Annotated in this window: 19 protein-coding genes; 8 read left to right on the forward strand and 11 right to left on the reverse strand. The window is 42.8% G+C overall.

Translation table 11 applies throughout. The annotated features are described in order from the left end of the window. Positions 1–193: 193 nt before the first annotated feature. The 6 genes from F6K63_RS19120 to F6K63_RS19145 form a co-directional block, all read right to left on the reverse strand. A complete protein-coding gene (locus tag F6K63_RS19120) occupies positions 194–2857 on the reverse strand; it encodes a DNA translocase FtsK (protein ID WP_287312919.1) in 2664 nt (887 codons plus the stop codon). Between the two features lie 881 nt (positions 2858–3738). After that, entirely contained in the window at positions 3739–5757 is a 2019-nt protein-coding gene (locus tag F6K63_RS19125) for an ATP-binding protein (RefSeq protein WP_287312920.1), read from the reverse strand. Between the two features lie 101 nt (positions 5758–5858). Next, on the reverse strand, positions 5859–6716 hold the full coding sequence (locus tag F6K63_RS19130) for a hypothetical protein (RefSeq protein WP_229414577.1): 858 nt from the start codon (positions 6714–6716) through the stop codon (positions 5859–5861). A 674-nt stretch (positions 6717–7390) separates the two neighbouring features. Next, positions 7391–7588, reverse strand: coding sequence for a hypothetical protein (locus F6K63_RS37905; RefSeq protein WP_044492812.1), 198 nt, complete (start codon positions 7586–7588; stop codon positions 7391–7393). Positions 7589–7979: 391 nt separating this feature from the next. Next, the gene (locus F6K63_RS19140) at positions 7980–8627 is read right to left on the reverse strand and encodes a response regulator (protein ID WP_044492827.1); all 648 of its coding nucleotides are present in this window, start codon (positions 8625–8627) and stop codon (positions 7980–7982) included. 246 nt (positions 8628–8873) lie between these two features. Further along, a complete protein-coding gene (locus F6K63_RS19145; RefSeq protein ID WP_008182981.1) occupies positions 8874–10112 on the reverse strand; it encodes a sensor histidine kinase in 1239 nt (412 codons plus the stop codon). Positions 10113–10336: 224 nt separating this feature from the next. Here F6K63_RS19145 and F6K63_RS19150 point away from each other — a divergent pair, with 224 nt between their 5' ends. After that, a complete protein-coding gene (locus tag F6K63_RS19150; protein WP_008182978.1) occupies positions 10337–10741 on the forward strand; it encodes a Spy/CpxP family protein refolding chaperone in 405 nt (134 codons plus the stop codon). Between the two features lie 141 nt (positions 10742–10882). Here F6K63_RS19150 and F6K63_RS19155 read toward each other — a convergent pair whose 3' ends face one another. Continuing rightward, on the reverse strand, positions 10883–11218 hold the full coding sequence (locus F6K63_RS19155; RefSeq protein WP_008182976.1) for a hypothetical protein: 336 nt from the start codon (positions 11216–11218) through the stop codon (positions 10883–10885). Next, positions 11215–11547, reverse strand: coding sequence for a hypothetical protein (locus F6K63_RS19160; RefSeq protein ID WP_008182974.1), 333 nt, complete (start codon positions 11545–11547; stop codon positions 11215–11217). Before F6K63_RS19160 ends, F6K63_RS19155 begins: the two co-directional genes overlap by 4 nt. A 228-nt stretch (positions 11548–11775) precedes the next feature. Here F6K63_RS19160 and F6K63_RS19165 point away from each other — a divergent pair, with 228 nt between their 5' ends. From F6K63_RS19165 to F6K63_RS19195, 7 genes are all read left to right on the forward strand, one after another. Next, positions 11776–11937 (forward strand): hypothetical protein, encoded by a 162-nt coding sequence (locus F6K63_RS19165; RefSeq protein ID WP_154659758.1) that lies wholly within the window; start codon positions 11776–11778, stop codon positions 11935–11937. Positions 11938–12019: 82 nt separating this feature from the next. After that, positions 12020–12142, forward strand: a complete 123-nt coding sequence (locus tag F6K63_RS19170) for a hypothetical protein (RefSeq protein WP_267875502.1) — start codon at positions 12020–12022, stop codon at positions 12140–12142. Positions 12143–12799: 657 nt separating this feature from the next. Then, on the forward strand, positions 12800–14002 hold the full coding sequence (locus F6K63_RS19175; protein WP_287266786.1) for a citrate/2-methylcitrate synthase: 1203 nt from the start codon (positions 12800–12802) through the stop codon (positions 14000–14002). A gap of 271 nt (positions 14003–14273) precedes the next feature. Further along, positions 14274–15725, forward strand: coding sequence for an MFS transporter (locus tag F6K63_RS19180; protein WP_287266784.1), 1452 nt, complete (start codon positions 14274–14276; stop codon positions 15723–15725). Between the two features lie 353 nt (positions 15726–16078). Then, entirely contained in the window at positions 16079–16225 is a 147-nt protein-coding gene (locus F6K63_RS19185) for a hypothetical protein (RefSeq protein ID WP_161603151.1), read from the forward strand. Positions 16226–16304: 79 nt separating this feature from the next. Beyond that, the gene (locus F6K63_RS19190; protein ID WP_008182959.1) at positions 16305–16721 is read left to right on the forward strand and encodes a helix-turn-helix domain-containing protein; all 417 of its coding nucleotides are present in this window, start codon (positions 16305–16307) and stop codon (positions 16719–16721) included. A 133-nt stretch (positions 16722–16854) separates the two neighbouring features. After that, complete coding sequence (locus tag F6K63_RS19195) at positions 16855–17568, forward strand: DUF2259 domain-containing protein (RefSeq protein ID WP_044492821.1); 714 nt, start codon at positions 16855–16857, stop codon at positions 17566–17568. Between the two features lie 169 nt (positions 17569–17737). On the opposite strand, the gene F6K63_RS19200 is transcribed toward F6K63_RS19195, so the two are convergent. From F6K63_RS19200 to F6K63_RS19210, 3 genes are read right to left on the reverse strand one after another with little or no spacing between them, the layout of a single operon-like run. Then, complete coding sequence (locus tag F6K63_RS19200; RefSeq protein ID WP_287249356.1) at positions 17738–17977, reverse strand: hypothetical protein; 240 nt, start codon at positions 17975–17977, stop codon at positions 17738–17740. Next, positions 17958–19802 (reverse strand): pentapeptide repeat-containing protein, encoded by a 1845-nt coding sequence (locus F6K63_RS19205; protein WP_008182955.1) that lies wholly within the window; start codon positions 19800–19802, stop codon positions 17958–17960. Before F6K63_RS19205 ends, F6K63_RS19200 begins: the two co-directional genes overlap by 20 nt. 37 nt (positions 19803–19839) lie before the next feature. Continuing rightward, positions 19840–20742, reverse strand: coding sequence for a hypothetical protein (locus F6K63_RS19210; protein ID WP_008182953.1), 903 nt, complete (start codon positions 20740–20742; stop codon positions 19840–19842). Positions 20743–21143 lie beyond the last annotated feature (401 nt).

The following is a 21143-nucleotide window of genomic DNA, read 5'->3' on the forward strand; positions in this document are numbered from 1 at the left end:
TTTTTGCACTTTTATACTTTTATACTTTATTTCCGCCGTTAGTTAGGCGTAGGGTGCGTTAGGGACGGGCTCGCCCTCATTTTTTGCCTCGTCGCCAGTGTTGGCATAGCCCGTCCCGTAACGCACCGTCAAAGTTGGGATAGTCCGCCCCGTAACGCACCACAGGGTCAAACTTTATTTGAATAAACTTTAATCAAGGCAATTTAATCGTCTCAGCAAACAAACTCTGCAATCGCTCTAACTTACCACCCTTTTGATATAATAAATCTCCCTTACCCAACAAATAAGCTGCTTCACTGTTGCTACCACCAAAAATAATCCTTGAGTCGGCTTCAGAGGCTGTGCGTAAAGCAATTCGCCCTGGTAAATTAGAGCGAATAATCGGAGTAACAACCTTAGCGTCTGGCCGTTGAGTAGCAATAATCAAATGAATCCCAGCCGCTCTAGCTTTGGCTCCTAAACGCTTAATGCTTAATTCTAACTCTTTGCGGATTTCTTTTTCTGCCATGAAGTCAGCATATTCGTCAAAAATACAGACTATCCGGGGTAATGGTAGGTTTTGTTTATTACTCAATTGCTGATTGTAAGCATCTAGGTGAGCACACTTGGCTTGTTCAAATTTCCGGTAACGCTGCTCCATTTCGTCAACTAATTGCTCCATCAGTTCGATAGCGCGATCGCTATCTTTAACGATTGGTGACAGCAACCATGACATTCCCTCAAATTCTGGGAAAGTGACTCGCTTGGGATCAACCAGAGCAATTTTTAGCTGTTGAGGAGAGTGGTGATAGAGTAGGGATAGCAGAAGCGATCGCAAAAATTCGCTCTTGCCACTTCCGGTTGTGCCCCCTACCAAAAAGTGACAGGTATTGGGATCAGATAAATCCGCTTCTACCAATTTCCCATCTAAATTTACTCCAAGCCCAATCCTGGGAGGATTGCTGGAGCTTTGGTGAACCTGGATATAGTCATCAAATTTAGCTACTTCTCTATCCTCATCCTTCCGTGGTAAATCCACACTTACATACCCAGCTTCAGGAGTAATCAGGGGAGGATTCTCCAGACCCAAGTGTACTTGTAAATCCTGGGATCGATTCTGTATCGATATGACTTTTACCCCACGATTGGGTTTTAGCTTGATCCGGACAAATGCTGGAGCAACTGTTGCGTTGACATAATCGACACTAATTTTAAAGTCTTCTAGAGTACTCACCAATTTTTGCCCGGTCTGATCAGCATCAGGAGTTGGTTGGGATGGTGCCTTGACCGGCTTTTGCTTAGTATCAGTAATTTTGCGGGATGCTGGCTTGACCTGCTCTTGCTCAGTTTTCCCATCCTCAAAAAAGGTTTGACAGGTCTGCTGTTGGGGACAAATGTTGCATAGCTGAAGCTGTCGCGTGGGTGGTGGTGGCTCAAGGTCGCCCTTACCGATTGCTGGAGTGCAATGGTTTTTTATAGTTTCCCCATCTCCCTCCTTTTCGACCTGGGCAGGTTTCCAACTCAGCCATTGGCGCATCTGTTGTAATTTATGGGGAATGAGCTGATGCACTGTATCCTCTAGCTCTTCCCAGGAATAGTAGTGTTCTTGGAATTCTGGCAAAACGGAATAAACCGCTGCATCGATTGCTACTCCTTTTTCTGTTTGGAGCATGTAACTATAGAGAGCAACTTGAGCTACGTTAGCGGATGGATCTACCGGTTGATAGGTTTTATAGTCTACGACACAATAGCGATCGCGCTCACAGTCGAAGATTAAGCTATCAAATTTTCCATTAACTCGTTGCTGGGTACCATCAGGAAGAGTGAAGTTATAACTGAGGTTTATTTCTTGAGCAACGAAGGTTTTACTAATTACTTCCTCTGGCTGACAATAGCCTCGATTAGCAACTAGCAATTGAGTCCAATGGGGAATTAGTGATTTTAATCCTTGCCACAGTTGAAGTAAGATCGAGGTTATCTTTGGATTGGTGATTTTGGGGAAAACAACTAGCTCATACAGTAGCGATTGGATCTTAGAGCTAATCTGGCTTTGGTCTAGCTGACTTGCTGTGGGGGAAAATAAGGCTTGAAATCGGGAATCTTGCTGGAGTGTGTCAGTACACTTTTCACATAGCTGATGGAAGACTTTCCCAATACCTGGTGAGTCGGATGGTGGTATAAATAGGGTTTTTCCACCAAAGTGATGACTCAAATAAAATAAGCGAGGACATTCAAGGGCTACCCTAACTTGGGTAACACTGAAGCCAGGGGATTCCGATTGTTGCGTCCGTGATTTTTTGGTGACCATCTGCTCTGGATTCCAGCTATTTTTGTCAATTTCTAGTAAGCGGCGATGGACATGGGCTAGATATACAGTATCCATTTTTGCATACTTTAGCTGTTTTTCGGTTAGCGGACGTTTGCCCCAATCACTGCTTTGTTCCTCTGTATCGACATTAGCGAAATTGCACAGCTCTCGCGCTAGTGTTTTTAATTTATTATTGGATACCTGTAATGGATTAGACAGTTTCTTATTCGTCAGCTTTCTCGCTATTTGATAGGTACAGGTGATATTTTTAGCTTGCTCTTTACCACCTAGATAGCGTAAATCAAAACTAGCGTTGTGAAAGACTTTTTCAATGTTAGGATTCACCATAATATAGTTTACAAAGTCTATCACTATTTCTGGTTGGTCTAATACATCTAAGATATAAGCTTTGTCACCATTTATATCCGTCGGATCAGCCAATACCTGAATCATAGATAATCTGGGATTAGGAGTATTCCAGTCAGCAATTTCCGTATCTAACCACAGAATTTTTGCTGCTGATAAATTCAGGATTAACTCTCGAAGCTGGGCTGGTTGATTCAGGTACATTGGCGCTTGTTATCCGAATTTTTATTATGGTATAATAATCTTTAGCTTGTAGGGTGGGCAAAAACAGTTTGCTTGTTTTGAGCATTCTAGATTATATTACTTTGCCCACCCTACTTGAATTGGTCTGATTGCTGATTGCTGATAGCTTGTAGGGTGGGCAAAAACAGTTTGCTTGTTTTGAGCATTCTAGATGATATTACTTTGCCCACCCTACTTGAATTGGTCTGATTGCTGATTGCTTATAGCTTGTAGGGTGGGCAAAAACAGTTTGCTTGTTTTGAGCATTCTAGATGATATTACTTTGCCCACCCTACTTGAATTGGTCTGAGAGCTGATTGCTGATAGCTTGTAGGGTGGCCAAAAACAGTTTGCTTGTTTTGAGCATTCTAGATGATATTACTTTGCCCACCCTACTTGAATTGGTCTGAGAGCTGATTGCTGATAGCTTGTAGGGTGGCCAAAAACAGTTTGCTTGTTTTGAGCATTCTAGATGATCTTACTTTGCCCACCCTACTTGAATTGGTCTGAGAGCTGATTGCTGATAGCTTGTAGGGTGGCCAAAAACAGTTTGCTTGTTTTGAGCATTCTAGATTATATTACTTTGCCCACCCTACTTGAATTGGTCTGAGAGCTGATTGCTGATTGCTTGTAGGGTGGGCAAAAACAGTTTGCTTGTTTTGAGCATTCTAGATGATCTTACTTTGCCCACCCTACTTGAATTGGTCTGAGAGCTGATTGCTGATTGCTTGTAGGGTGGGCAAAAACAGTTTGCTTGTTTTGAGCATTCTAGATGATCTTACTTTGCCCACCCTACTTGAATTGGTCTGAGAGCTGATTGCTGATTGCTGATTGCTGATTGCTGATAGCTGATAGCTGATTGCTTACGGTACTAAACATACTAATTGTTTTTCTGGGGAACCATCCGCAGGGACAAGTTTAATTTTATTTTCCTGAGACAGTTCCTTAATCCCTTGGTGAATTGCTATTTCCTTGATAGACTTAAATTTATTATGAATAGTTTTAATTAAAACGTTATGACCAATAATTTGATTCTGTTTGAGCAGATTTATGACAAATTCCTTAACCGGCTTTGTAACAACTTGAGTATCGTTAACTTGACTAGGAAAAATCTTCAAATCTTGTAGTAAAGGACAATCCTGCAAAATTCCCGATTTTCGGATTATATCTTGTAACTCTGGCGGTGTTGGTATGGTATCAGCAAGCACTAACTCTTGGGAAAAAGCTTGATTAACTAAGCTATGATAAGTGGCTAAGTAATGAACAGAAGATAGATCCTCTAATTTGAGGTGAATATGGCCAGAACCATTGAATAGTTTGCTGTAGAGTTTGTCCCCCTTAAGACCACGTTTTTTAACTTCTGTATGGCGAATCAGGTATAAAGTTTGGCAGTGATTGCCTTGAATAGCTTTATCACAGGCATTCATCAGATGATAGAAGCTGTTACCATTAGTAGTTTCTCCCCAGACTAATCCGATCCGTTCCTGGGATGATGGTAGCTGGTAACTTAGGGAATAACTGGCAAAACTACCTGACAAAAAGTTTGATTTAACATCCTTGACCTCCAGAGCGTCTAATGCCTCTCGTAACATCTTAATCAATTCAGATTCATCAATATCTTGAATCCGAGTAATTTTCTGCTCAGTTTTTTGGAATTCTTGTTGCCACTTCAATTTAAATGAAGCTAAGGCTTTTTCTGCTTTCGGTATTGATTTGGCAGCGGTATCATTTTGACTAGTTGAGTCAGTCTTGGTCGATGACTCTGAACTATTAAATCCCTGAGTTTTATACCTTTCAATTATATGATTTCCCAGGGTCAATGTCTCACGGGGAGTGGTTTTACCACCAGGAAATGCTTTTTTGAGGTCTTGCCGAGTTAAAGGATAAATCGGTGAAATGGTTTTGGTTTTTTGGTCAGCTTGCTGATGTAACGGATAGAGTCGGTTTGCCCAGAGGGATTCGGCTTGCTCTAGGGTAATCCTTTTGAGCAGAATTTTATGATTAAGTCTAGCAATATTAGCGGGTTTAATTTGTTTTTGATTGCGCTTCAAAGTATTGGTAATCATGCTGATAATAATCAGCAAGTTATTGGGATAGCGAGTATGAAGGGTAGAGTTGACATTAAACAGAGCTTCTAGATCCAGATAACCATCGGGCAAACGAGGGATATTATCCAATTGATCAAAACACAGCACAATCGGGTTGGTGGATGACGAAATTCTCCCGAAGTTGATTAAGATGTTCTGAGCATCGTCTTCATTATCTATAGACCCTCTGACTCCAAGAGTTTTCAGCTCATCTTCATCTAAATCTTCTCCCCTTAACCATTGATAAGCCAGGTAATACCGTTCTGGATTAGTGAGATCATAGAGAACTCCAAAAAATTCCTTATTTCTATGAATTCCCCCTGGATAGCTAGCTCTGAGGTCACCAATAAATCGTTGTCGCTCATTCCGAAGCCAGCCGTTTTTTTGAAAGGTCGGGAGACTCTTTAGCCAGAGCAGCAACTGAGACTCTTGTTCTCCTTCTGGGACTTTAACCAGACTATCAACGGTTTCCCTGAGGATATAGCGCCAGATGCGATCGCTATTTGCCCAAGGACCGATATAAGCAAAAAAGGCGTCTTGATTGAGCTGCTGTTTGAGACGTTTTAACAGATAACTTTTCCCCGCACCAGGATCACCAGCCAGTAAGATAGTGCGGGGTCGATGGTCTTGATTCACCGCACTGAGGGTGGTGGTTATCTGATTGATTTCATCTTGATGAATCGATGTGACATTAACAGCCCCATTGTCTGGATCTTCCCAAAAATTCCCCGTAATACAGGTTACGGGGTCAAACGGATTTGGAGCTTGTTTAATTATTTCCTGGATCGTTGCCATCTCTAAAATTCCATCTATAGTTTGGAAAAGGATAGAGGATTAACAATTGGGAAGTCTGGGGTTAGTGTATTATACTTTGTCTCCTACTTTAGGATCATACTTTACTGCACCATAATGAAAAATAGCCTCCCCCCGGTATTTTGAGGAATACCAGCTTCAATTTGTTCCTCTGTATACATATTGGCTTCTTCCAAAGCACTCAGATCAATTTTATCTTCTGCTTGCAAGCTATACAGTGCTTTATCTAATTCTTCCCTAGACAAAGGGGGTTGTAACTTTTGGCGCAAATGAAACAGTGGCAAATAGTTTTCTGTACCCAGTTCTTGGTCTAAATTCTTGATAATTTGTAATATTTCTTCATTAGTAGGGGGATTGACTAGAGCTGAGATTGTAGTTGTTGAGTTTGGTAGCTGTTTCCGCAGGAAATCGATGTAATCCGCTAGCATGGTTTTAGACAGATTGATATTGCCACGACCAACGGGTTTATAATTATTTAAGAGGTACTCAATACCTGCTTCAGTAATCCAGACATCTTTGAATTTAGTTTCTGCTACTGTGATATAGCCCTGCTCTATCAAACTGTCCATGATTTCCTTGCGGGTCTTAGCAGGCTTGACGTTTGTCTTGGCCGGAGTAGTCGGTTCTGTTTCACAGGCTTTAAGAATTTTGCGCTCTTTCGTGCTCAGTTGTGAGTCAGCCTGATCTTGGTTTAGGAGTTCCTTGCCTGCATCAGTGATCTGAATTTTCGTGATTTCTGTATTAGACTCAATCAAATTGCGATCGCATAACGCCTGACAAATTCGATCTCGTTCCCCCGCTGAGGTTTTAGAATTGGGCTTGGCTTCCGTAATCGTTGCCCGATAATCCGGTTTGCTCAGTAGCTTCAGTAAAAATTTTAGTTGGCTGACTTCCAGTTCAATAGCTTCCATGTTGATTGTCGTTACCTCACTTTTGTTCAAGATTAACCTAACTGTATTCCCTATAACCACGTAGTAGTCAAGGATTTCCGCAATAGATTCTACTGTCAGCCCTCAGCGGACGGGCGATCAGCCCTTAACTATCAGCCCTGAGCAGAATTCTTATTATATAAGCCTTTCGCTACTTTTCAATAGTATCTTTATTTACGTTGTACCATACTAGGCTGAATGCTTACCGACATCAGACTTATCTCAAGTCTGGTTGAATACCCATCATTAAGGGGGCGGGGGCGCGGGGAGGATGGGAGGTTTGGGGAGATGGGGAGATGGGGAGATTTCGATTAAGGGTAATTATCCTGACATCATATCAGCTGAAGGCCGCGATTAGATTAGTATTCAGGGAAAATCCTCAAAACGCTGATACCCGAAATTCTGATAGCTGACGACCGAAGCGAAAGCATTCAGCTATCAGCCGTGAGCCCAAGGCTCACGCTTCGCGAACAGCCGTCAGCGTTACGTCACAGGCATTAAGCCTATGCCACAAAGTACCGATCTAGTAGCGTGGCCATTCCCGTAGCGTGGCTCAAAGGCCAAGGCTGATACGCGACACGCTGATACGCGACACGCTGATAGCTGAATGCTTAGCTACAGTCAATTTTCTTACCCCTACTCCCTACTCCCTACTCCCTACTCCCTACTCCCTACTCCCTATTCCCTTAATAACGTCGAGTTTTCTGAACCCCATAAACTAGACCTGTACCAATCGATAACAAGATCAATAGCCACAGGATACCACCAGGAAGAAAGGTAAGAATACCAAAACCTCTGAGCAAGTAAACCATAACGGTGATAGCGAGAAGAGCGCCAAAAAAGTAGGCAATTATCAAAGTTTCAGATTGAGAAGAGGAACTCATATATAGTAAAGGGAACAGGGAACAGGGAACAGGGAACAGGGAGCAGGGAACAGGGAACAGTAATAAATATTTTGATGTTATCAGAAATCAGCAATATTGTTTATGAGCTATTTATAAGTGCTACTTTATAGCAGTCCTATCTGATTCGTGAAATAAATTTGCTGCTTTAAGGCAGGAGGCAGAAGGCAGAAGTCAGATCATAAGGGAAAAAGAGCTATTTTTTAACAAGTCCAGTGATTTTACAAATGATTTAAGATTGCTATAGGTGGGAACAGCTTTTGAATAAAAGAGGCAAGGATTGCTTTAATCTCTGTTACGTCTGCTGTCAGGAATTCATAAAGCTGACAGCTGACAGCTGACGGCTGACAGCTTACAAATGCTAGCTCAATAATCAGTTATCATTAAAATTTACAAACATGGAGTTTGCTAAAATTGCTGCTTGAGTGCGATCGCGTACATTCAACCGACTCAAAATATGAGTAACGTGGTTTTTCACGGTCTTTTCAGAAATATACAACGTCTGAGCAATCTCTCGGTTGCTAGCACCGGTAGCAATTAGTCGTAAAATTTCCTGCTCTCTGGGAGTTAGTTCATCCCAACCCGGAGGTGGACTCGGAGTTGGGTCTCGCATTTGAGCAGCGACTTTTCTGCCTATACCAGGGCCTAACTGAGTATAACCTTTTTGCACCGCTCGAATTGACTGGGCTAATTCTTCTGGAGGGGTATCCTTCAGCAAATATCCGGCTGCTCCGCACTGTATGGCTTGGGTAACGTACTGGTCATCATCAAAGGTAGTTAGTACTAATACCTTTGTATCTGGGAATTGCTGACAAATTTCCCGAGTGGCAGCGACGCCATCCATGACAGGCATCCGAATATCCATTAGTATAACATCTGGCTGTAAAGTTTTTACCAAACTAATTGCAGTTTGTCCATTCTCGGCTTCACCGACTACCTGTAAGTCTTCTTCTAACTTCAGCAAGGCTTTTAATCCACGCCGAATTAGACTCTGGTCATCTACGAGTAAAATACGAATCATCATTAATAAAGTTATCAACTGTCAGCTGAAAATCAACCTCAAATGGGATAATTTAATAGTTCGAGATTAATGAAAATTGAAAGTCTGGGTAAAAGCTCATGTAAGCATAAACTGATAGCTGATAGCTGACCGCTGATTGCTGACCGCTGATTGCTGATAACTGATTGCTGATAACTGATTGCTGATTGCTGATTGCTGACCGCTGATTGCTGATTGCTGATTGCTGATTGCTGATTGCTATATAAATTAAACCTTTGGTAAGGGAAAATGAGCGATAATTTTGCAGCCAGCTCCTGGTGCTGTCTCAATTTTAAAGGTTCCTCCTAAGGCTTGGGTGCGTTCTCGCATTCCTTGTAAACCAAAACCGGTTGTGTTCTGGTTGAGGGAAAATCCAATGCCGTTGTCTTTAATAATTAATTGTAAATCTGTTGCTGTCTGAATTTGGATGTCTACTTCAGTAGGTTTAGCATATTTAAAGATATTTGTCAACCCTTCTTGGACAATACGGTAAACTGCGATTTTGATGTCGCCAGGGATTGAACGCTTTAGGTTAAGATGGTATGTGGGTGAGATGGCTGTGGACTTTTGGAAGTCGTCGATTAGGGATGCGATCGCATTTTCTAGAGATTGCTCTTGTAAAGGATTTAAACGCAAGGAAGCAACGGATTGACGTACATCCTTCAGAGCAGTTTTACCCAGTTGTTTCGCTTCTAATATAAATTCTTTGGCTTCAGCCGGGTCAGATTGTAATAGTCTTAAAGCTGCTTCCAAGTGTAAATTGAATACAGTTAAAGAATGTCCTAAGGAGTCATGAATTTCCCGAGCAATACGGTTACGTTCTTGCAGCGTAGCAATATCTTCAATCCGGAGGGCATATTGACGCAGTTGAGCATTAGCCTGTGCCAGGTCTTCCCGACTTTTTCGTTCTGATAGTACAGCATCCACTAATAGCTGCAAAACGATTAAAACCAATACAAATATCAAGACAGAACTCAATAAGATAAATAGTAATCGCTCCGGAATCAACCCTGTCGGTGGTGGTCTGAACACAGGAGGTGGTCTAAAGGGAGGACGATGCCTCAGAGCATGATGCTGAAATCGAACCATTTGCCTCATTAGGAATAATATCAGCGCAAATCCAGTCATCACTAAGCGACCTTGGAACTCAAAGATAAAACAGTTGCGAACAACTAATATAATTAACATCAGTTGCAACAGCCGAATGTGTCCCACTATGGACGCTAAGAGAATTACCCCAATTTCGGCGGCGGTGTAAAGTATCTTATAAATAGGCTGATTTGTTGGTAATCTCAATCCCATTAACCCAAATACTCCCAGGAAAACAAGATTGAGTAGTGGCGACCTAGGTAGCGGGGGAAAAGGAAGTTTTAGTAATTCCACCAAAGCGGTAATGATCAGCAGTATCCACTCCAGGTAGAGCAGAAATCGAATTGGGTGGTTAGTAATGTGAATAGGATGGCGCATTCACGATTCTTGTAAACAACCAATAACAAACAACCAACAACCTTAATCCATGTGTCGAAGGTAACGCAAGACCCATTGGTCATATCTAGCCCAGGACTAAAGTCCTAGAGGAATTCAGGTCTTTTGCCTCATGTGGTTTCACCCTCTCCGTTTTTAGGATAGAGACATCAAACAGAAATCAGATCACAAAATACATACTTATAAATAGCTAAAGAGTGAACATCATGAACATCAAACGCTTTTCTCTATTTGCAGGTATCGCAGCAATTACCCTCACTACTTTTCCCATGGCAGTTAACGCCGAAGGAATGCCTCCATTTTTATCCAAACTTAACCTTACTAACCAGCAAAAAGAGCAGTTTGAAAACATCCGTAACAATACTGAAGCTAAAATTGAGGATATTCTCACTCCCGAGCAACAACGGCGGTTCCAAACTATAAAAACACTGCGCCGTCAACTCCGAGAAGCAAGGGAGGGTATGAATCTCTCTCAAGAGCAGCGAGACCAAATGCGCGAGATTCACAAGTCAGCACGAGAAGATATGAGGGGTATTCTCACCGAGGAACAGCGCCAACAAATTCGTCAAGAAATGCGCTCACGTCGAGGTAAGCGCGGATTTGGAAGGTGATTTTTCTAGGAATAGATTATCTCTTGGAATACAAATTACCAACTCTCTCGATCTAACTTGTTACTTGTCAATTGTTAATCTAAAAACCATTAACAATTGACAAGTTTTCTTGTAAGCATTCAGCTATCAGCGGTCAAGCTGTCAGCACTGATCGTGATTTGGGGGACAGAGCATGTTCCGCAGTTCTAAGGCCAAAGGCCACGCTACGCGAACGGGAATCTCCTCAAAGTGCTCCAACAAAAAATCCATCAGAGCCAGATGACGCAAATCCGATGGTTGAGGCCGCAGATAATTACGACCCCGGCTAAACCAGCGCCCCACTGTCGCTACCGAACGGGAGCAAATCATGGCCATCATTGAGTGAGTCACGGGCCATTTGCTGTAGAATTCCTTTGGTGTCATCCCGAGTTGACAGGAGCTGTATTGTTTAATTAGCTCTTGCTTGGCCTGAGTTAAGGAAGCATCAGGTTTGTTCATGATGCCACCTCCAGCGCTAAAGAAAGCAAATGGTTTTCCCAGGCTATATCTGTTACTCCTTGGTGATGTTGAAAGCCATGGAGATAGGGAGCTAGCCAGCTAGGGTTGAGACTGGTAGTGAGTTGCTGAATTAGCACTGCAGCAATAGCATCAGCTTCAATAGGCTGGATCGGTAGCCTGGTATGGAAGCCAGTTTCACTGCAATGGCTGAGCTTCGCGAGTAATTCAGTGATGCCAAAATCCCTAAGAGCTTGCTGATATCCATCGACCTGGGCTTTGGCACAACTTGGGTTGTGTGTCTGTGGATCCTTCTTTGGATAATTTTTCATTATTCTCGAAGGAGAGAGTTTTAAAGGGAAAAGAATACCCCGTCCTCTTAGGTCGGGGATGAATTTTAAATAGTGTTAATATAAAAAATAAGGGTCTCAAAAAAAAACTGGGTATTGACCCTACCAGCTACCGACCGTGCGGGGGAAAGTTACGCCCAGGTCGATAACAGCCAATTAGGTTGTGCCTGGGAATCCCTATTCCTGCGACGGATGGGGAAGTTCAAATAAGTGGCCTTCTTGATTGCAAGAGCCAGTGGCAGACCTTGCCGGGCAAAGCTATGGGTCTGGCATCTCGCTCCCGGTTGGTTACGGCTCGTCTCGGTGGGCTTGCTGTATCAACCTATTTATGATATTATGGTAATTTTAGCCAAATATCAAGTATTTGCCTGAAATTTGCTATAGCGCTACCCATTTGGCTTATCGGTGCGCCAATGCAATAGTTTTTTGGAAACTTGGAACCGAGGCGCTGATCATGGCATTGACCATAGGTCAAGCTACGGGATGCTCCAAAAGAGCCGCTACGCGATTGGCCGTAGGCCACGCTAAAAGCGATGCTCCAAAAGAGCCGCTACGCGATCGCATTTACTGTAATTAGTCATTAATACGATTAGCCACAGATGTCGCCACCCATTTGACTTATCGGTGCGCCAATGCAATAGTTTTTTGGAACTGCTCAAAGGGTAGAGATTACCACTACTGTTATCCAGGTTAATCAGAAGGTAATTTGCAACAATCTCAAGGGGAGTGCAACGCTGTTGATTATCGTAAAACGAGGCTCTCAAAACACTTATGGTCATACAAAGGAAGTCAATAGACCATCTAGAGTAATGTATCCCCCGGATCATCCCCTACATTGTGCAGGGCAAATCATTCTAGAGTAAGAAGATGTAGATTGAAGCTGGGGAGGTTAAAAACTATATATTTGCTCAAACAGAGCATTTATAAAGTAAAAATAAAGGAAATAGGCGATCGCCACCAACCTATTTTAAGATTTATGAAGAAAAATGCTTTCCCCATGAAGCTGGGGAAGTATTGAGGATATGGAAGAATGTCTAGCTTGAACCAGATGTTGGTCTTGGGTGAGGATAGTGGTACTAATTTGACTAGTAAGTGAGTCAAGTATGTAGTGAACACTTATAAGCAATCAAGCCAAGTGAATCTGGGCTTCAAGTTTTACCTCGACACTGGGTTGTAGAGCTGAATTGAGAGATAAATCTAAGCTTAGTTATACCTTAGGAGATACTAATATAACATGGGATATCGATATATTGGTACAGATATTGACGGACCCAGGTTCAATCCAGAGCAACTGTATGTTCGTAATAGAAACCTGAACGACTTGATTGGTAATTTTTCATTTTCAGGGACTATCTATCACTTACTTACCGGCCAAGAGGCGACTCCATCCCAAGAAAAACTTCTCGATCGCTACCTTGTAAGTGCCCTGTCTTCTTTAACAGAGGATGATCCAGTCCTAGAAGTGATTCGGACTGTAGTCGCCTCAGGTGCAACGTTTTCTCAGGCCATTATTGCCGGGTTGATGGTTGAAAAAACCAAGTCCTTTGAACAGATTATCGCTGGGTTTGACCTGAATGCAATAGGACTGGATCGAGAAAGTCAAATTGGACTCTATTATGTCGGCCTAATTCCTGCCTTAATGGCTATTGCGATCGAAAGTATCCAGTGTATTCAGGGAAAAAGTTTTGACCGGAAAAATAGTGATGGTAAAAGTCTTCAATTTACTTCGGGAGATAAAGACTATATCGAAGCTTTATTTACGCTCTGTACTAACAGTAATTTTAGCAACTCAACTGAAAGAAAAATCTTCAACGATGTGATGGTTAGCTTTCATGCTGGCTGGGGTTTTATTGCTCCGACAGTTGTGTTGCCCCGGGTTGCCATCACTACCAGAGTTCCCATCTCCCAAGCGCTCGCTGCCGGTTTTACAGCTGCAGGACCTGCCCACGTGGGAGCCTGCGAAAAATCAATGGAGTTCTTCACTGCTCTCCATCAAACTATCATCCATCAATACGGTTCAGAAGATCGAGAAGCAATAGTGATTAAGCTACTGGAAGAGCGGCTTGCCAAAAAGGAAAAGATCCCCGGTTTTGGGCACCCGGTATTTAAGGTAGATCCAAGAAGCCATCGTCTACGTTCAATTATAGCGGAGATCGAGCTGCAATCAGATTTTATTGAACTTTATGATATTACAGCTCAGTTTTTTAAAGAGAAACTGGCAATTTATCCAAATATTGATGGTATTACCGCTCCTATATTGTTGTCTTTGGGGATGATGCCACCCTATGGAACAGGACTATTCCTCTGTGCACGTAGCTCTGCAATGGTTGCTCATATTCTGGAGCACAAAGAGAAACCTCCTTTTGGTGCCACGAGTAAAGAGCTTCGTAAATGGTATAGTCAATGGTATGGTCCAATGGCTGTTGGTGTAGACTGAGCCTAAATTATTTGTACAACTCTTCTGGAGGATAAGCGCTAAAATTCCTGGATAATTAGGTGGGTATAAATAAACGTTAAAACTCAGAATTTCAGAATGAAGCTGGAAAACTGTAGTCAAGATGTTTTCACCATTGTGACTATCAATCGCTATTTTACGGATAATTAAACCCACCTAATTAGTAAAGAATTGAATAAGCTTTTGTTGTATAAATCATTTAGGATTGCTATAGTAAGTACCAAAGAGCCAAAATAACTATTTGTGAGAGCAGATGAAAAGTAAAGAAGCCAGTGAAACAGCTATCTCTAAAGAATGGTGGGTCTTATTGGCTGTGAGTTTAGGAACATTTCTGTTCTCCCTAGATGTTCATATTGTAAATTTGGCTTTGCCAACACTGGTAGAAGATTTCCATAGCGATTTTGCTACGGTTGAGTGGGTTCCCCTAAGTTATTCCCTAATGCTGGCAGTCCTGGTACTTTGTGTGGCTCGATTAGGGGATATGTGGCGCAAGAAATTGCTCTATATAATCGGACTCACAGCATTTGCCATAAGTTCATTGGTATGTGGAACCGCTACCACAATATACTTATTGATTGCAGCACGGATATTTCAGGGGCTTGGGGCTGTGTTTATTGCAGTACTAACCCCTGCGATGGTGACTGAGGTGTTCCCCAATGAAAAGCGAGGATTCGCTTTGGGGATCGTTGCTAGTACGGGTTGGGCTGGTGTGTCATTGGGACCGACGCTAGGCGGTTTACTCATAGAGCATTGGGGATGGCGTTCAGCTTTCTTGATTAACGTGCCCATTTCTTTAATTGCTATGGTCTTGGTGATTGTATTAGCTCCAGGGGGGACCAGTCATTCAGGTCAAAAGTATTTTGATTTTGGGGGAGCTTTGATTTTGGCGATAACGTTAACCTGCTTTTTACTCGGGATGACGCGCTTACAAGAAGGGGATTTAGGTGGTAATATAACTTTGATTTTCCTGGCGGTCGCGGTAATTGGTTTCGTGAGTTTTTTGTTGTCTCAGAAAAAATCTGCTCAACCCTTGCTTAACCTTAGTTTATTCCGAACCCTGGAATTAAGTTTAAGTCTAATTTTAAGCGTATTTTGCTATACTTTTGTCAATGCAGTCGTTTTTATTTTGCCTTTTTTTCTAGAACTAGTTAACCATTATTCAGAGCAAAAGGTTGGCTTATTAATAGCAGTCATCCCTATATTAGGAATATGTGTAGCCCCTGTAGCAGGCTCCCTAGCAGATCGCTTTGGCGAAAGAAGCATTAGTACGATCGGAATGACATTATTATTAATTGGCTGTTTGGCGATCGGCACCTTTAGCGAAGAGTTGACTGTTAAGGGCTATTTATTGCGGATAATTCCCTTTGGAATCGGTTACGGTTTGTTCCAACCCCCTAACCAAAGTGCCATTATGGGCAGCGTACCTCCACAATATCTCAGTGTTGCCTCTGGACTCTGGTTCTTTTCACGAGCCTTAGGTCAGGTTATGGGTATAACGCTGATTGGCATTCTGTTTTCCCGTTTATCTGCTAGCCAACTCCAAGTAGACACCCCATTTTCAGTGACAACAGCGCCAGTTGAGGCTTTAGTGTTTGGAGAACAAGTAAGTTTTCGCATTGTCTCTGCAATTCTTGTGATTGGGCTAGTTATATGTGGATTCCTATGGCAGCGGCAAAATCAAAGGCTAAGAATAAATCGGACTTAATTAGTTTTAATATCATGTCCGGTTGAATACTTACACTAGGCGGAAATCGAAGGCAGAAGTAAAAGAGTAAGGTGTAATCCCAGAAGGTTTTTTATCACTAATTATCCGGACATGATATTATTATTTTATCAAAAAACTATCTCCCCTATGGATTTATCGGTGCGCCAATGCAATAGTTTTTTGGAAACCCAGAACTAGGCGCTTTGACTGATAATGGGATTGACTATAGGTCACCCTACGCGAACGCATTTACTGTAGCTAATAATTAACTTTGATGTGGCCACCCACAGTCATTATTGATGCGTCAATGCAATAGTTTTTTGGAAAGCCGCAACGGAGGCGCTTTGCCTCGAATGCGATTGATCATAGGTCACGCTACGGGATGCTCCAAAAGAGCCGCTACGCGATTGGCCGTAGGCCACGCTAAAAGCGAACGCACTATACAGAATTTTTTCCCTGCTCCCTGCTCCCTGCTCCCTGCACCTAGACCTAGTAATTAATACCTAAAATCCTATTCCTTGCATCTTCTCCAAAATTCTGTTATATTAACAGTATCGTTAACGCAATGGTTAACCACCCATGATGATTTCTACCGCACAAGCCGCCGATTTACTAGGTGTTTCCGCCACTCGCGTCCGTTACCTTCTGAGCAAAGGCAGAGTGAAAGGAGCCTATAAAGTGGGTAGAACTTGGGTGATTCCTCTGTTTGATGGCATGCCAGTAGTTACTCCTGGCACTCGCGGTCCAAAGCGGAACTGGTCAAAGCGCAGAGAGTACACTAAGGCTGTGATTCATGTTAATCAAAGGGTAATTCGGAAAAATCTCACGACGGGAGAGCGCAACCCTGTGATTACCGTCAAACGAGGCTCTCAAAACACTTATGGTCATACCGTGGAAGTCAATGGGCCCTGTCGAGTGATGTATCGCCCCGATGATCCCCTCAAATGTGGAGCAAGGGTGTGGATTGAGACTATCTCTGATTTTAAAGTTATTTGATTTGGTAACAGCTTACCTGACTAGACATCTACCTGATTAGACTAGGAAACGCTATACTCCAGAGAAACATCCTCACTGGTATGGAAAATACCAATTAAAGGATTAGGGAAGTCGAAAGGGTATGGGTGATCGGATGAAACGCTTTTATTTATATTCAAGTTTGTTGATTGCTAGCTTCTTCCTACTATTGCTTGGGGAGGAGGGATTAGCACTTATTGTCAAAACCAATCGTCGATTGTCAGGTTTTTCCGTAGATAGCCGCAACTATATTTATCTGGAAAGTGCTAGAAACCATGTCACAAAGGTTCCTACTGCCAAAATCCAAATTATCGATGTAGCCACTAACGCTTGTGTCAAGAAGGGTTGTCTAGAAACTAACTATAACTACTCGGATTCCAATCTCACTCCTAAAGACGCTGAAGATAGCTTACTAAGGAAAACCCAAAGAATAAGACGGAGCTTAGGACTCAATCAACTAAAAGTAGGACTAAAACTGCCAATTATTGAGCGTTCCATTGAACCTAATGGCACTGAGACGGTTAAGGTCTTGGTGGATAAAGAAAAAGACCCACTAGAGATTCGTTTAGAACAAATTTATATTCCCTCGGTTTTATCTGGAGGAATGTCTGATATAGACCGGGCTTCAATGCAGCTAGTCATGAATTACAATTATCGCCAACTGACCCTAGGTAAACTGAACAATTACCGTGAAGCTATCAGGAAATATTCCATCAGAGAAGTTCGTTTATCCCCCAATAGACAGAACATAGTTGTACTGATCAATCTCCACCAAGCCACCTATAACGCTGACTTTCAGACAACCTTTGTTCAGAGTTTTCCCATCTAAACTACGTAGCATTCAGCCGTCAGCTGTCAGCCGTGAGCTTTTAGCTCACGCTTCGCGAACAGCTCAAAATAAACCTTCCGTAGCGTGGGCAAACATGATAATTTAAAGGTGGGCTTGACCCATTAAGAATTAAATTCGCCACGGGTCGCACCTAATAGTTCGAGATTAATCAGAATTTAAAGTCTGGGGAAAAGCCCTTGGCCACGCTACTTGAGATGCTTTGTGGCACAGGCTTTGGCCTTGGCCTTTCGGCCACGCTACGCGAATGGCCACGCTGTGCGAACGACGCTGAGACTTTCCCCATAAGCTGTTCGCGTAGCGTGCGCGTAGCGCATAAGCTGATAGCTGATAGCTGATAGCTGAAGGCTTGCCTTTTGCCTTCTAACAGCTCAGCGGTGAAGCGTACCATCAGGCATAATTGCCCCACTGATAAAGGTATTGCTCAAGTCAACATCACTCAGGTCTACCCCAGCTAGTTTAGCATCCTTAAGTTGTGCCCCATGGAGATTAGCACCACTTAGAGTGGCCTTGGTTAAGTCAGCACCAATTAAATTTGCCCCTAACAGGTCAGCACCTGTCAAATTAGCCCCTGCTAAGTTTGCCTGACTCAGGTTTGCCCCCCAAAGGTCAGCTTGACTGAGATTAGCCCCACTTAGGTCAGCTTGACTAAGGTCAACTCCTCCTAAGTTGACTCCACTCAAATCTTTCCCTGACAGGGAAGCAACAGGCACAATGCAATATGCTCCCAACTTACTAGGGTCAAACCCTTCCGGAAATTGAGTAGTTTGGTTATAGAGCGATCGCTCAAATTTAGCATCTTCGAGATTAGCACAGCGCAGATCTGCACCAAGCAAATTTACCTTACTCAAGTTAGCTCCCCCGAGATCAGTCCCACTTAACTCTTGATCTGAAAATGATACACCGGGGGCAATTAAGTAGGCTCCGTGTTGGCTGGGGTCAAACCCTTCCGGAAATCGAGTGGCTTCATCGTAGAGCGCTCCGAGCAAATTGACTCCTTCGAGATTAACCGAGAAAAGATCTGCCCCGAACAGGCTGACTTTGCTCAAATCTGCCCTACTCAAGTCAGCTCCTCTGAGGTCAGCCCTCTGAAGATTTAGCCCAAACAGAGACACATCCGGAGCAATGAGATATGCGCCATGGGCTGTGGGGTCAAAATCTTCAGGAAATTGAGTCTGTTGGTTATAAATTGCTCCTTTGAGGTTAACCCCTTCGAGATTAGTGGCCGACAGATCTACTCCAAACAAGTTAACTCTCCTTAAATCTGCTCCCCTGAAATCCGCGCCACTAATTAGGCTCAACCATAAGTCCGCTCCCCGCAAATCCGCTTCCTGTAGATCGGCTTCTCGTAGATCCGCTTCCCAGAATTGAACTCCTCTTAAATTGGCTTTCCTTAAATTAGCTCTAAGCAAAGATATACCAAAAAAGTGACCCTGACTCAGGTCAACTTGGGATAAGTCTGCTTCGCTTAAGTCCACGCCACTGAGGTTTGACTGACTCAGGTTAGCCATTGGTAGAGATACACCAGGAGCAATTAAATGTGCTCCTGCCTTCACTGGGTCAAAATCTTCAGGAAACTGAGTGGTTTCGTCGTAGAGTATACCGCTCAGGGTTGCATTTAGAAGCTTAGCACCCTTCAGGTTTGCCCCCATCAGATTGGAGCGGCTCAAATTAGCTCCTGTTAGGTCAACATCCTGTAAGTCAGCCCCAATCAAGCAAGCACGGGTTAGATTAGCTTGTTTGAGATCAGCGCCTTTGAGGTTAGTTTTCCACAGGTCAGCTCTAGTCAAATTCGCACCGCTTAAATTGGTATCACTGAGATCTACCCCACTCAATTTAGCTTCTGTTAGTAAAGCCTCAGGGGCAATTAAATAAGCTCCTGCCTTGGTAGGGTCGAAATTTGGCGGAAACTGAGTGGAAAAATTGTATAGTGTAGTATGGAGGTTAGTTAAGTGTAGAATAGCTTCGCTCAAGTCTGCCTGACCCAGATTAGCACCACATAGAACAGCTTGACTTAAGTCGGCTTCCCTCAAATTAGCTCCCCAGAGATCAGCGCTACTGAGATTAGTGCCAGTAAGAATTGCTTGACTCAGGTCGGCTCGCCATAAAACTACCCGTTCCAGATTTACCTGGCTGAGGTTGACTTGACTTAAGTCAGCTCCACTAAAATCTCTTTCCCCAAGAGAATATTGTGACTGAATGTCCTCAGTATTCATATTGTTTACGATAGTTTAAATTTAAAAATATTCCAAATTAATTATTAGATAATACCTCCTGTTCCCAATTCCAAATTACATAGCCTTTATCGATATGAGTAATTACTATTTTATCCAGCTGATCAGCTACCTTAGACAAGATAGCGATCAGTTGTTCTTGGGTTTTTTCTAATCGTAAAAAACTGTAGTATTGACCATCAACGTTAATGGCTAATAAGCGTCTGCTTAAATGAGGTACGTTAATCCAGCAGATTTGGTAATCCTGACGGGATTTAATAATATGACTGGAGGATAATTCCAAATCCTGAAGGAGAGCAAGAGCAGGAACAGGGGAAGCTCCGAGTTGAACTGAATTATTGTTTTGGGATTCAGGGTAAAACTTGAGTTGGTTGGCATTTACAGCCATCCCTCTAGTTTGAGCTACTCTATTCCGTTTAAACTGAATAACTTTATTGGTTGCAACAACACCATAGGGTTGTTCAACAGCAAACGATTGAGTGTTAGGAGGAGTTAGTGCTCGACCTCTGACCCAATCATCGGTCTGGGTAAGAGCTATTGCTGAAACATCTGGTTGGTATTCTGGAACATCTGGTTCATCCTCTGGTTCGGATTCGGCTTGGTTGAGGGATTGGATCTGCTGGAGGAGTTGTCTGTTGTTTTCTCTGACTGATGCTTGGTATTTTTGCCATTGCCTTCCCACTTCAACAGTGCCAAGACCAGCTAACACACTCACTAGGATGGCAACGCCAAGATAAGGAATTGCTAAATCCTTATGGTCTTCATGGAAGATAGGTTTAAGTTCGACGTTGAAAAACGGTTTAACTTCAACAACGATTGGTTTTGATTTGTTGAAAACAAACGGTAAGGTCAAACTAGAAAATATCGTGCTGGAGATAACTACAGCTGGTAGTAAGAGATTAATTAAGGGGTAATTGGTCATCTTTAACCGCTGCAAGCAAGAAATTGGGTAAAGCGATGCAGAGGTGCGACCCGTGGCGAATTTAATTACGGGTCAAGGGCACCTAAGCGGTCTTGGGAGAAACCCCTACTCGCGCTTTGCATCAATAAGTGATCTGTTAAATTGCGGTAGTCTTGCTGCTTACTGAAGAGGGCGGCTTTGTTGCTAGCAAATCGCCTCAAAGCAGGTGATTTAATCGGGATATAATAATAAAATGCATATTATATCATTTAATCCCAATTAAATTATGTAGGGTCTGACCCCCAATTTATTTTAGCAGCGGTCTCGTATAATATGTCAATTTAATTGACAATTTAATATATCTTAATATATGAAGCACCACCACCTGCCTAAGGGCGAGGTGGTGGTATCCAAGTAGGACA

It is taken from the genome of Moorena sp. SIO1G6 (assembly GCF_010672795.1).
Classification (GTDB): domain Bacteria; phylum Cyanobacteriota; class Cyanobacteriia; order Cyanobacteriales; family Coleofasciculaceae; genus Moorena; species Moorena producens.